We start from the raw sequence: 11,206 nt of genomic DNA on the forward strand, positions 1-11,206 counted from the left end.
ATCTATTTATAAAAAAGAGAAGTGTGGATTACTTTTCTTCATTACCATAATATGGTGTTTTAAATCTTACACCCTTTCTTATGAGCTCCTTCGAACTATCATATCCAGCATCGGCATGCCTTATGACACCAATTCCAGGGTCTGCATTGAGAACCATTTTTACTTTTTCCTCTGCCTCTTTGGAACCGTCCGCCACAAGGACAAAACCTGCGTGTATTGCATTTCCAATTCCCGTACCACCCCCGTGATGGACCGAAACCCATGTGGCTCCAGAGGCCACGTTCAGAAGAGCGTTTAGTATTGGCCAGTCTGCTATAGCGTCACTTCCGTCCTTCATGGCCTCTGTCTCCCTGAAGGGAGAAGCCACTGAACCAGTATCATGATGGTCTCTACCTATGGCAACTGGTGCAACCAGTTCTCCGTCGTGAACAAGATCGTTGATTATCTGACCGATCTTTTCTCTTTCACCGTATGCTGCATAACATATTCTGGCAGGCAAACCCTGAAACTTAACCTTCTCCTTCGCAAGTTTCAGCCACTGTACCAGATGCTCGTTGTATCCCAGATGATACATAATTGCGTCGTCAATTTTAAAAATGTCTGAAGGTTCGCCTGAAAGTGCAACCCATCTGAATGGGCCAGAACCAATGGAAAACAGATCCCTTATATAAGCAGGAACATACCCTGTAATTTCAAAGGCCCTTTCTTCTCCTGATTCCTTTGCCCTAGTCCTAAGGTTATTTCCATAATCAAATACCTTCGAACCCATTTCCTTGAATTTTAAAATTGCTCTTACTTCCTTTACTATGCTGTTCCTGACTGCTTTGATGTATCCTTCCATATCCCTGTTTCTGAACTCCTCTGCAGTTTTTATGTCGTATCCTTCTGGGATGTACCCCAGATTGAGATCGTGCGCAGCGGTCTGATCTGTGACAACGTCAGGAACAATGCCTTTCTTTGCAAGATAGTCGTATATGGTAGCTGCATTCCCTAAGACACCTATGGAGATTGGTTCATTCTTTTCTATATTTTCGTCCTTTATTTTGAGTGCTTCCTCTATATCCTTGGCCTGTACATCCAGATATTTTCCCTTAATCCTTCTGTCAATTTTTTCCTGATCTACTTCGATTATAATCCCCACACCATTATTCATGGTGATCGCCAAAGGTTGAGCACCTCCCATTTCTCCCAGCCCAGCTGTAAGAACCCATTTTCCCTTAAGGTCTGGCTGATTGAATTCTTTCCTGGCCAGTGCAAACAGGGTTTCATAGGTTCCCTGTAAAACTCCCTGAGAACCTATGTAAATCCAGCTACCCGCAGTCATCTGACCAAACATGGTCAGGCCCCTTTTTTCCAGATCCCAGAAAATGTCATCAGTCGCCCACCTTGGAACTATCTGTGCGTTGACAATTAAAACTCTTGGGGAAAACTTTGTTGTTTTAAAGGCTCCAACAGGTTTTCCAGATTGAATTATGAGGGTCTCATCAGAATATAATTCCTTTAACATGGCAATAATTTCATCAAAATCTCTCCATGTCCTCGCAGCTTTGCCCTTTCCTCCATATACAATTAGATTTTTTGGATCCTTTGCTACTTCTGGATCCAGATTATTCATCAAAAGTCTTAAAGCGGCTTCCTGTTGCCATCCTCGTGTATTGAGCTGTTTACCTCTTGGAGCATGTATTACTCTATCTTCTACCATAGAACATTAATAAAAATAGGTTTAACAATTTTTCCTATTTTATGATAAATTGATTCGTAGAAGATTGCATCAGCCAGATGCGTTTTAGATTACATTTTTATAATGCACTTAGGACAGATTCTAGAATTTGGGCGTTCCGAAGAATTAATAAAAAATCCCCTCCATACATATATCAAGGCATTGATCTCAGCGGTTCCTAGTATAGGACCTAATTGGGTAAACAAAAATCTCTCTATTGTTTGCGAGATAGGTAGTACCATAAATCCGAAGAAAGGTTGCAGGTTCTATGGAAGATGCATTTTCAGGAAGGATGTATGTAAAGAGGAGGATCCTGAAATGATAAACGTTGATGGAAGATACTACCTTTGTCACTTCACTCAGGAGGAACTTACTCCCAACTACACCATGAAGGAAGCAGAAAACCTTGAGGAGGGTGACCTGAGAGAAGAGAATCAAGATGACTGAAGAAGAGTATAACAGGATAAATGAAGTCAGAAGAACAAGATTCTTGCTGGCTCTCCCTGTTCTTGCTATCCTTTTTTCCATGATCATAGCGGCCATAGTTCTTTTCACCTTCAACAAACGTGGTTATGCTGACGCTTTTCCACTTTTTTTGGTTCTTCTCGGGATTGTAGTTATATTTTTCGGAGCGTTTTATGATCTTGGTGCTAACAAATATATAGAAAACGTCTTTATTGCTAAGGCACCCCTTAAGGAGCACGATGTTACTCAAATTAACAGAGAACAACTCATAATGACCCTAATATACCTAGGAGATGGTGTACCTTATATCATTGCAGGGGTGATTCTAAATTTTGTTTTTACAAGTTTTTAATCCTCTTCTATGCAAATGCAAAAAAACCAAACATAGTGTTTAAATTTTGGATGAATTACTTAGTGAAATTAGCCCGAGTCTTAAAGTATTTCTAATAAGAATGATTAACCCTTTATGGCCACTGTAGCTCAGGTGGTAGAGCAGCTGACTTGTAATCAGCAGGTCGGGGGTTCAAATCCCTCCAGTGGCTTAATAATAGGTTTTTAAAAAGATTAATCACTGTATAGGACAGAGGAAGTGAAACCAAGCGCCCACAGAACCTCCGGTATAAGTATCATCCTTTCCATACCTCCCTCACCTAGACCAAAATAGAAGAAACTGTCTTTTCCTAAAATTCCTATCCCAAAGAGAACAAGAGCAGCTATTGAGATTGTTCCAAGTATGGCCCATATCACAGTGACTACCTTTCTTTCTCTGTACAATACTATGTAGGATGCTGCTGATCCGAAAAGGAATGCAAGAAGTGCAAATATAAGATGAATTAGCCCAAAGTGCTCATTAAAAACTCCCACACCAGCCGAACCGATCCCTCCCAGAATCATGAAGATGAAAAATCCTTTACTATAATTTCTGAAGAAATATCCACCTATAATTTCCAGAATTCCCAGAACAATTATGGCTCCATTGAAGATAAATGGATCAGTGGCAATACCCAGATGGCTTATTGAATTTCTTGATACACTATAACTTGGTTGTAAAAAAGCCGCAATATTTGTTAGAAAATAAAATTCAAGCAAGCCAATAAGTATCAATAGCGCTCCAGTTTTCTTTTCTGAACTATTATTCATAACCCAGAACAAAACTATATTTCTTATACTTTTCACAGGTGATCGACCATTTATAAATAATATTAGTGTATTTTTTGAAACTTATTCTTACAAAATTAAAGACTGATTTGTCACATATTTCTGATATTCGTAATCGCTCAGAAAAAAGTTAAAAAAGAGTAATCGAAATTCCCAAAACTTCCTTATAAAAAACATGGTTGGGGAAAAACAGATATTTATCATGTAGCAATTCTACAGCCATGGAAATAAAGAAAGTGGGCGTCGTTGGAGCAGGGGCAATGGGTTCAGGAATTGCAGAAGTGCTGATTCTTAACGGAGTTAGTGTAACATTAAAGGACCAGAATTTAAAACTTGCAGAAAGGGGAAAGGAAAACGTTAGAAAATATCTTTCTGAAATGGAGAAATACACAAAGAATCTTCCTGAAAGAGAAATAAAGAGAATGGAAAAGTTTGGTGTTAAATTATCAGGAGATCAGGAAAAAACATTAAGGGAACATTTCCCATCTCCGCCTGATGTTGAGAATCTAATGAGAAATCTCAAGGTCACTGACACTTTCGATGATTTCAGGGATATGGATCTTGTTATTGAGGCAATCTTCGAGGACCAATCTGTCAAGAATTCACTCTTTCGTGAAATTTCAGAGTTTCTAAAGGATGATGCCATTATGGCATCAAACACATCCTCTCTTAACATTACAGAGATGGCATCTCACTATAAACACCCTGAGAAGGTAATTGTAATTCATTTTTTCAACCCTGCATATCTGATGCCTCTCATTGAGGTGGTTCCTGCCATTCAGACAGATGAAAATGTGGTGAGCAGTGTGATGGAATTCTTCAAGGGAAAGAGAAACAACAGAGAAGAGATGGTTACAATAAGAGCGAAGGAATCACCAGGATTCGTGGTCAATAGAATACTGATCCCCATGATAAGCGAAGCTGTAAAGGTTGTGGAATCTGGAATTGCGGACTACAAAACTGTTGATATAGGAATGAAAAAAGGTGCGGGAATGCCAATGGGACCATTTGAACTTGCTGACTACGTTGGTATCGATATTGTATACCACGTTATGGAGAGTTTCAGAAAGGACCTTGGGGACTTTTATATGCCGCCCAGAACACTCAAGCAACTAGTAGACGCGGGCTGGATTGGAATGAAATCTGGCAAAGGATTTTATGATCACAAGGAAATGCAAAGATCGTAGATTCTTAAAGGAAATCGCGCTCAGGTGAACAAATTAATTTTTACAAAAACTCCATACTATTTTAGAGAGGTTTTCCCGATCTCCCCTCACCATCCATGAATTTCTTTGCACCCTGGATGTGAATGCCACGATTAATAATACGGGAGCCAAGAACTGCTTCCCGGTAAATACCCTCTGTAATCCGTATCCCATCAAAAACTGCCATTCTATCACCTATTAATGTTTCCTTTGGGAATCCAGATATTATTTTGCCCAGCTCAATGGCCCTTTCCAGTGGATTTGAGCATATTTCACTTACAATATTCATTCTCATTGCCTCCTTTGAGTCTATCAGGGTTCCTGTGGTAATTAGATAGAGAGCGTTTCCAAGACCGGCGATTATAGGGAGCCTCTGTGTCCCTCCATCTATAAGAGGAACACCAAACCTCCTTTCAAGGAATCCAAATCTTGATGTTGAGTCACATATTCTGAAATCTGCCCATAGTGCAAGCTCAAACCCTCCAGCGACTGCGTATCCTGAGATGGCTGCAATGACTGGTTTTTTTAAGATTTTTCTTGTAAAACCAAGGGGACCATTTATATTCATAGCCCTCTTCGATAACCTCTCAAGATCTGTAAGATCTGCACCGGCACAAAAGTTTCCGCCCGTTCCATAGATCACTGCAACCCTTAATTTGTCATCTTCTTCAAAGGATGAGAATATTTCTTCCAGGGATTCCGCGATATCAAGATCGATTGCATTTCTCTTTTCAGGTCTGTTCAGTTTAACAATAAGCACAGGTCCATCTTCTTCTGTAAGCACTGACATCTTTGCGCACTCCTAATTTATAAAAAAGGGTGTTTTACCATATGGTGATTGTCCTGTCATATATGGGTTTTTCAAGGCCTTTAGGAGACTTAAATGCCTTTTTGAATTCTGGATGATTATACACCGGAATAACACCTCTGAATTTTCCAGGAGAGTGGTGATCTATGGATACCAGCATCTTTGATCTTTCCACTTTTGAATTTTCTTTCCAAATCTGAGCCCATGATATGAAGAAACGCTGTTCAGGAGTAAATCCATCTATTTCTTTCCTCAACTCAGGATGCTTTTGAAAATGCTTTTGAAGTGCAGCATAAGATATGCTGACCCCACCAAAGTCCGCAATGTTTTCTCCAAGAGTTAAATTTCCATTCACCTTAAATCCTGGTACAACCTCAAGAGATCCATATAGATCGGAAATCATCTTGGCTCTTTCCATGAATTTCGTTGCGTCTTCCTCAGTCCACCAGTCCCTTATATTTCCGTTCTCATCATAACGCCTTCCCTGATCGTCATATCCATGGGTTATTTCGTGGCAAATAACGCCCCCTATGCCCCCATAATTTACAGGGTCATCAGCTGTGGGATCAAAGAAGGGTGGCTGTATTATTCCTGCTGGGAAGACAATCTCATTCTTTGTAGGATCAAAGTAGGCATTTACGGTTGGTGGAGTCATTCCCCATTCCTCCCTGTCAACCTCTTCTCCAACTCTCTTTGCCTGCCTTTGTACCTCAAACTTAGCTGATCTGAGAACGTTTCCCACATAGTCATTTTCAAGTATTTCTATAGATGAATAATCTCTTAATTTCAAAGGACCTCCAATCTTTGCCCTGAATTTGGAAAACTTATGTAATGCCCTTTCCTTCGTTTCATCGCTCATCCATTCAAGTTTCTTGATCTTTTCACTAAATACCTCCCTTATATCCCTGATCATTGTGTCCATTCTTCTTCTGGATTCCTCCCCGAAGTACCTCTCCATGTATAACTCTCCGAGAGCCTCTCCGATTAATTCATCAATAGTTCTTATTGCCTTTTTCCATCTTTCCTCCTGTTCCTTCTGTCCCATTATTTTTCTCATAAACATATCAAAATGTAAATCCTCGGCCTCTTTGTGGAGCATTGGCATAAAGCTGTTCAGTATGCTCCACTTTACATATGTCTTCAGTTGAGAGAGATCCTTTCCACCCAAAGTTTCTGAAACAAAGGCAAAAAATTCTGGCTGCCCAACTATAACATAGTCTGCCTTTGCCACACCCATAAGGGAGAGATATTTTCTCAAATCCAAAGACCCGTAGGTTTTATGGAATTCATTTAGATTCATCTTATTATAATTTTTTTCAGGATCCCTTAAATCCTCCTGTCTTCTGCTAACCTTTGCTAGTGATGTTTCAAACTCCATAATTATAGATGCGTTACTTCTGGACTCTTCTTCACTCATTCCATACATATTTAGCGCCTTAATTATGTACTCCTTGTAATGTGACCTTACATCCTCAAATTTTTCATCTAAATAATAATCTCTGTTTGGTAAAACCAAACCTCCCTGAAACATATAGAATGCATATATGGAACTATTCTTTTCATCGCTCGCTGACATAGTTGTGAATAGGGGAAATATACCGGATTTATGCAGTTCAATTACCCTTTCGAAAAGCTCTCCAAAGTTCTTAACAGAGTCTATCCTGTCCATATGGGGCCTCACAGGATCAAATTTTCTCCTTTCTATTTCATCCCTGTTCATGATGGATTTGTAAAATCTCCCAACAAGATCCCTGTTGGATTTTTCTGTCTCTGAGCAATTTTTGGCGCACTCCTCAGCTATATCTTTTAGCCTGGCCAGATTCAGTTCTCTGAGCTGTAAAAATGAACCCCAGCTTGATTTGTCCTCAGGGATTGGGTTATTTTCGAGCCATTTTCCATTACAATATTTGTAAAAGTCCTCATAGGGGTCAACCGAAAGATCCATATAAGACCTTGAAAAACCTATTTCAGAACCACTTTTACTATTCTCTGACCCATAATTCTCCATCTAATACCATGGGAAAATTCTATAAAATACTGACGAATGGGAGAACGGAAATGAAACACTCTACAAAAGAGGATCTCTTAAATCTTCGTGATCTACTAGAAGAATTGAGAAAAATTGAAAAAATAAAAGAAAAATCCTACGGACATTTTTATTACAGGGGAAAGGGATTACTTCATTTTCACACGGATTCTGGGAAATTGTATGCGGATTTTCTCAATGAGAGAATTGAACTTGGATATATTGAAAATCCCTCATGGGAAAAGAAGAATGAATTGCTGCTTAAAATAAGGAAATATGTGATTAATGATATATCCTAGTTTTTTCCTTTTTCCTGATGATTGTGATGGTTTCCATGTTCCGTTGGACCAGTCATTTCCTTAAGATTTCCATTTAAAAAACTGTTGATGGCCTCTTCTGTCTTCATTCCCTTTCCATTGTATATCTTTATTCTCCCCTTGGTGAAATTGAATGCTGGTGCCCCGGCCTCACCCAATATAAGAATTTCACAGCCCTTCTCCATGGCCGATTTTATCATGAATATACCTCTGGTGTGTTCCGCCTTAAGTGCAGGATTTTCATACCTCTCAATAAATTTCGATACTTTGTCTTCCACGGAATATATCTCCACTTCCCTGGATTCGCCTGGACCTCCAACATATCCATCTTCCGACGGTATTGCGATTCTCATAAGTTCAAATGCTCTCTCCAAAGATAAGAGAAATGGCTTAGATGTTAGCTAATTATGTCTTCCCGGGGATCAGAGATTATGGTATTGAATTTTCAGATGGGTTTAACTTTAATTTTAAAATACAGAAACATGGATATAGAGAAAATCTTTGAACTTCGATGCAGGAATAAGTCTGTAAAATATATATCCAAGAAGACAGGTATATCTGTTCCTGATATTGAAAAGAAGATTACAGAGAATATCATGGAAACTGACGATATCATAAATGAGATCATTAAGAAGAGGGGAAAAATTGAATCTTTTAAAAAGAACCACATGCTTGAGATTGATCCTGACAGGATGACGATGGATAGAATACTTAATGATAAGGATATAATAGACTACATCTGTCTTAAGGCCTCAGACCATCATGACAGATTTATGGATTGCATAAGATACATTATAAGAAAGAATATCAGGAAATAGCCGGGAAAAGATTTAAACTGTAAATGTTGATTTATAAATATGAGTTTAATGGATTACTTTAAGGAGCCTCCGGGTTTAAAAAATCTAGGACCGGATGAAGTTGAGAAAACAATAAATGAAAAATCTGCTAAGGTTATAGACGTGAGGACTGAACAGGAATACAGACATGGCCATATACCTGAGGTGGAGCATATACCTCTTTCAATGATTAAGAAGAAATTGAAGGATCTTGATAAGAATCAAAATTACCTTTTTGTCTGTGCAACTGGGCATAGAAGCAGAAAGGCGGCCTGGATTTTAAAGAGGAATGGCTATGAGAATATATCCCATCTTGCTGGAGGAATGGGAGCATGGAGGGGCGCCAATAAGAAAGTTGAGCGCCAGAATGATGATTGATTATATGCCTTTAATGAGTTAGTGTAAAATTTATATGAATAAGGATTCAATTTTTAAAGGAACATCTTATGAATCCGTCATTTTCATAAATGTCATAATTTATTTTCAGACTTTCTGCGATTTTTTCAAACATATCTCTGTTAACCGTATGAGATTTTACAACTTTTCTGCTTAGTTCACCATGGTATTCAACCTCGTATATATTAAATGAACCACCTGTGTTCAGATGTTTCATTATGTAGGGTATGGCGCTCTCTCTATCTTTCCAGTGATGAAAAGAAAGGGTGGTGTAAATCAGATCTGCCTTTATGCCATCTGGTATTTGCCTGCTTGAGCCCATTATAAACTGGAGACTAACATTCTGAATCTTTTTCCATTTTTTACTGGAAACATAAACCATGTGTGGTGATGGATCAATTCCTATGTATTTCTGGCCTCTACCTGACATTGCGAGTCTTGATAGAACATATCCATCCCCTGAACCTATATCCAAAACGGTTTGAAATTGAAATCTCTTGAGATCTTTGAGAACAAAATCATAGAAATGTCGCATTGTGGGAACAAGCCGAGAAATGGAATACCCCCGTGATGTGAAGAAACCAAACTTTTCTTCTCCTTCCAGGTAGAGGTCTTCTGACATAGAGGCATATAATAATAAGGACATAAATTTCTTTTCCCGTTTTCCACCTCTACGTTATTAATATATTGTTTTATGTATGAATTTCCAAACCGATCATGTTTCTTCCAAATGGTTTTTATTGTTAAGATTTTAATCTTTCAATCAATGCACTTGCCTCCTTTGAGGAAAGATCATCTATATTTCCCTTCTTTAACCGTGCAAGGTAATCAGAAACGATCTTCTTTTCTCTTTCAGTAGATTGCAATTTTTCAATGAAATCCAGCTGTTTAGGTGACGCGGGCTTTGGTTCATCGGATTGTCTGTTTCCGCCAGTTGTATTCTTTAGAAGATCAATCAGCAGAGATGCCTCCTCCATGGATATTTCATCCAGACTTCCTTTTCCGTGTTCCTTAAGAAATTTCTCAGTGACTTCTAGCCTTTCACTTGATGACTGAAGATTCTTAATGAAAATTATCTGCTTTTTGGTTGCGTTGGAAGATTTTCTTGCGCCAATTGGAGAACTCATGGATTTTAATTTCTCAATCAGTGTGGATGCATCACTCACGGAAAGCTCATCTATTGATCCTAAGCCTTTCTCTATGAGATAATGCTGAACTTCTTCACTCTTTTCCGAAGTTTCCTGACTTAATTTTTCAATAAAATTCCTTTGGCTCCTAGTTAGTTTCCCGGGAGGCATGAATAAACATCCTTTCATGTATAATAAATTATTTTAATTTCGCCAGATGTGAGATAAAAATAAATCATTCATAGAAATTGCCCATTGGCAGTATATCAAGGTGCCAGATTTTGATCATATCTTGCAATATGATCTTCCTTATGAGAGATGTTACTGTGGACGGATATAAAGGCAAAAATCAAAATTTGAAAATTACAGGAAATATCAATGAAATTATTCTATCTTATCCAGTTTCTTTTTCAAATCTGCAAGTTCTTCCTGCAACTGTTTGTTCATTGGATTCTTTTTTATTTTAGCCTCCAGTTCCTCAATCTTTCCCTCAATGCTCTTCTTCTTTCTGGTAAGATCTCTCTTGCTCAAACCCATTCTAATGTATTTTTAGCTTCAAAATAAATATTTCTCATAATTTTCACTGATCATTTTCTCGATGATTTGGAAATATTAAATATTCCATAGTCAATCATAAAATGTGAATAAGACCAGTAGAATGGACAAAATGTGGGAAAGGATACCTTTGATTTTAGGTGTTTTAGCCATTATGTCTGCATGGATCACAATAGGAGTTGCAATATGGCTAAATCCATGGTTTAAAATAACTTCTAATGCCCTTAGCGACCTGGGAGGAGGAAACCTTAAAAATAATGGACATCCGTCCCCTACATATCCCTTTGTGTATAATTACGGCCTGATTGTTACTGGAATTCTAATAGGAGCTTTTTCCATTTCCATGATTAGAGAAATAAAGAATAAAATTGAAATTGTGGGTTTCTCGTTCTTTATAATTGGTGGTCTCTTTCTGGCATTGATAGGGATTTACCACGAGGGCACATATCCTCACGACTTTGTCTCTTCTATGAAAAAAGTTCAATGACATTCATGTAATTGCATCCGATTTATTTATTTTTCCTTCGGTGCTGTTTCTCATTTGCCTCTCCTTCTTAACATTCCTGAGTTCATTCAGGCTATCTTCTATTGTG

At 38.3% G+C, this 11,206-nt stretch carries 15 protein-coding genes and 1 tRNA gene; 8 read left to right on the plus strand and 8 right to left on the minus strand.

Features of this window, described 5'->3' with window-relative positions; translation table 11 throughout:
- Positions 1-28: 28 nt before the first annotated feature.
- The gene (gene hutU / locus ACNF42_RS04075; protein WP_443339252.1) at positions 29-1,702 is read right to left on the minus strand and encodes a urocanate hydratase; all 1,674 of its coding nucleotides are present in this window, start codon (positions 1,700-1,702) and stop codon (positions 29-31) included.
- 102 nt (positions 1,703-1,804) lie between these two features.
- On the opposite strand from hutU, the gene ACNF42_RS04080 reads away from it, so the two are divergent.
- The 3 genes from ACNF42_RS04080 to ACNF42_RS04090 all read left to right on the plus strand — a co-directional run bounded on the left by ACNF42_RS04080 (position 1,805) and on the right by ACNF42_RS04090 (position 2,727).
- Complete coding sequence (locus tag ACNF42_RS04080; RefSeq protein ID WP_443339253.1) at positions 1,805-2,167, plus strand: oligopeptide/dipeptide ABC transporter ATP-binding protein; 363 nt, start codon at positions 1,805-1,807, stop codon at positions 2,165-2,167.
- Positions 2,160-2,537 (plus strand): hypothetical protein, encoded by a 378-nt coding sequence (locus ACNF42_RS04085; protein ID WP_443339254.1) that lies wholly within the window; start codon positions 2,160-2,162, stop codon positions 2,535-2,537. The genes ACNF42_RS04080 and ACNF42_RS04085 overlap by 8 nt, the downstream gene beginning before the upstream one ends.
- A 117-nt stretch (positions 2,538-2,654) precedes the next feature.
- Positions 2,655-2,727 (plus strand) — tRNA-Thr (locus tag ACNF42_RS04090).
- A 22-nt stretch (positions 2,728-2,749) separates the two neighbouring features.
- On the opposite strand, the gene ACNF42_RS04095 is transcribed toward ACNF42_RS04090, so the two are convergent.
- Entirely contained in the window at positions 2,750-3,325 is a 576-nt protein-coding gene (locus ACNF42_RS04095) for a DUF998 domain-containing protein (protein ID WP_443339255.1), read from the minus strand.
- A gap of 239 nt (positions 3,326-3,564) precedes the next feature.
- Between ACNF42_RS04095 and ACNF42_RS04100 the strand changes: the two genes are divergently transcribed.
- Positions 3,565-4,530, plus strand: a complete 966-nt coding sequence (locus ACNF42_RS04100) for a 3-hydroxyacyl-CoA dehydrogenase family protein (RefSeq protein ID WP_443339256.1) — start codon at positions 3,565-3,567, stop codon at positions 4,528-4,530.
- Positions 4,531-4,591: 61 nt separating this feature from the next.
- Here the strand turns inward: ACNF42_RS04100 and ACNF42_RS04105 are convergent, their stop codons facing one another.
- Together ACNF42_RS04105 and ACNF42_RS04110 are read right to left on the minus strand one after the other, a co-directional pair.
- On the minus strand, positions 4,592-5,338 hold the full coding sequence (locus ACNF42_RS04105) for an enoyl-CoA hydratase-related protein (RefSeq protein ID WP_443339257.1): 747 nt from the start codon (positions 5,336-5,338) through the stop codon (positions 4,592-4,594).
- A gap of 34 nt (positions 5,339-5,372) precedes the next feature.
- Entirely contained in the window at positions 5,373-7,364 is a 1,992-nt protein-coding gene (locus ACNF42_RS04110) for a M13 family metallopeptidase (protein WP_443339258.1), read from the minus strand.
- 50 nt (positions 7,365-7,414) lie between these two features.
- Here ACNF42_RS04110 and ACNF42_RS04115 point away from each other — a divergent pair, with 50 nt between their 5' ends.
- Positions 7,415-7,681: a hypothetical protein gene (locus tag ACNF42_RS04115; RefSeq protein WP_443339259.1), complete on the plus strand. Its 267-nt coding sequence runs from the start codon at positions 7,415-7,417 to the stop codon at positions 7,679-7,681.
- Here the strand turns inward: ACNF42_RS04115 and ACNF42_RS04120 are convergent.
- Positions 7,678-8,073: a NifB/NifX family molybdenum-iron cluster-binding protein gene (locus tag ACNF42_RS04120; protein WP_443339261.1), complete on the minus strand. Its 396-nt coding sequence runs from the start codon at positions 8,071-8,073 to the stop codon at positions 7,678-7,680. The two genes, ACNF42_RS04115 and ACNF42_RS04120, sit on opposite strands and share 4 nt — an antisense overlap.
- A 57-nt stretch (positions 8,074-8,130) precedes the next feature.
- Between ACNF42_RS04120 and ACNF42_RS04125 the strand changes: the two genes are divergently transcribed.
- Both ACNF42_RS04125 and ACNF42_RS04130 read left to right on the plus strand, forming a co-directional pair.
- Positions 8,131-8,517: a hypothetical protein gene (locus ACNF42_RS04125; RefSeq protein WP_443339262.1), complete on the plus strand. Its 387-nt coding sequence runs from the start codon at positions 8,131-8,133 to the stop codon at positions 8,515-8,517.
- A 39-nt stretch (positions 8,518-8,556) separates the two neighbouring features.
- Positions 8,557-8,913, plus strand: a complete 357-nt coding sequence (locus ACNF42_RS04130; protein ID WP_443339264.1) for a rhodanese-like domain-containing protein — start codon at positions 8,557-8,559, stop codon at positions 8,911-8,913.
- 46 nt (positions 8,914-8,959) lie between these two features.
- Here ACNF42_RS04130 and ACNF42_RS04135 read toward each other — a convergent pair whose 3' ends face one another.
- The 3 genes from ACNF42_RS04135 to ACNF42_RS04145 form a co-directional block, all read right to left on the minus strand.
- Positions 8,960-9,553 carry a class I SAM-dependent methyltransferase gene (locus tag ACNF42_RS04135; RefSeq protein ID WP_443339265.1) on the minus strand — a complete coding sequence of 198 codons (594 nt, stop codon included), beginning with the start codon at positions 9,551-9,553 and terminating at the stop codon, positions 8,960-8,962.
- 121 nt (positions 9,554-9,674) lie between these two features.
- Entirely contained in the window at positions 9,675-10,229 is a 555-nt protein-coding gene (locus ACNF42_RS04140) for a hypothetical protein (RefSeq protein ID WP_443339267.1), read from the minus strand.
- Between the two features lie 213 nt (positions 10,230-10,442).
- The gene (locus tag ACNF42_RS04145) at positions 10,443-10,595 is read right to left on the minus strand and encodes a hypothetical protein (RefSeq protein ID WP_443339268.1); all 153 of its coding nucleotides are present in this window, start codon (positions 10,593-10,595) and stop codon (positions 10,443-10,445) included.
- Between the two features lie 103 nt (positions 10,596-10,698).
- Here ACNF42_RS04145 and ACNF42_RS04150 point away from each other — a divergent pair, with 103 nt between their 5' ends.
- Entirely contained in the window at positions 10,699-11,100 is a 402-nt protein-coding gene (locus tag ACNF42_RS04150) for a DUF998 domain-containing protein (RefSeq protein ID WP_443339269.1), read from the plus strand.
- Positions 11,101-11,206 lie beyond the last annotated feature (106 nt).

Source organism: Cuniculiplasma thermophilum (assembly GCF_052315355.1).
GTDB lineage: Archaea > Thermoplasmatota > Thermoplasmata > Thermoplasmatales > Thermoplasmataceae > Cuniculiplasma.

Excerpts from the sequence above, each read along its gene's own strand:
- hutU (WP_443339252.1), bottom strand. The coding sequence starts at position 1,702 with ATGGTAGAAGATAGAGTAATACATGCTCCAAGAGGTAAACAGCTCAAT.
- ACNF42_RS04080 (WP_443339253.1), top strand. The coding sequence starts at position 1,805 with ATGCACTTAGGACAGATTCTAGAATTTGGGCGTTCCGAAGAATTAATA.
- ACNF42_RS04085 (WP_443339254.1), top strand. The coding sequence starts at position 2,160 with ATGACTGAAGAAGAGTATAACAGGATAAATGAAGTCAGAAGAACAAGA.
- ACNF42_RS04095 (WP_443339255.1), bottom strand. The coding sequence starts at position 3,325 with ATGAATAATAGTTCAGAAAAGAAAACTGGAGCGCTATTGATACTTATT.
- ACNF42_RS04100 (WP_443339256.1), top strand. The coding sequence starts at position 3,565 with ATGGAAATAAAGAAAGTGGGCGTCGTTGGAGCAGGGGCAATGGGTTCA.
- ACNF42_RS04105 (WP_443339257.1), bottom strand. The coding sequence starts at position 5,338 with ATGTCAGTGCTTACAGAAGAAGATGGACCTGTGCTTATTGTTAAACTG.
- ACNF42_RS04110 (WP_443339258.1), bottom strand. The coding sequence starts at position 7,364 with ATGGAGAATTATGGGTCAGAGAATAGTAAAAGTGGTTCTGAAATAGGT.
- ACNF42_RS04115 (WP_443339259.1), top strand. The coding sequence starts at position 7,415 with ATGAAACACTCTACAAAAGAGGATCTCTTAAATCTTCGTGATCTACTA.
- ACNF42_RS04125 (WP_443339262.1), top strand. The coding sequence starts at position 8,131 with ATGGTATTGAATTTTCAGATGGGTTTAACTTTAATTTTAAAATACAGA.
- ACNF42_RS04130 (WP_443339264.1), top strand. The coding sequence starts at position 8,557 with ATGAGTTTAATGGATTACTTTAAGGAGCCTCCGGGTTTAAAAAATCTA.
- ACNF42_RS04135 (WP_443339265.1), bottom strand. The coding sequence starts at position 9,553 with ATGTCAGAAGACCTCTACCTGGAAGGAGAAGAAAAGTTTGGTTTCTTC.
- ACNF42_RS04140 (WP_443339267.1), bottom strand. The coding sequence starts at position 10,229 with ATGCCTCCCGGGAAACTAACTAGGAGCCAAAGGAATTTTATTGAAAAA.
- ACNF42_RS04145 (WP_443339268.1), bottom strand. The coding sequence starts at position 10,595 with ATGGGTTTGAGCAAGAGAGATCTTACCAGAAAGAAGAAGAGCATTGAG.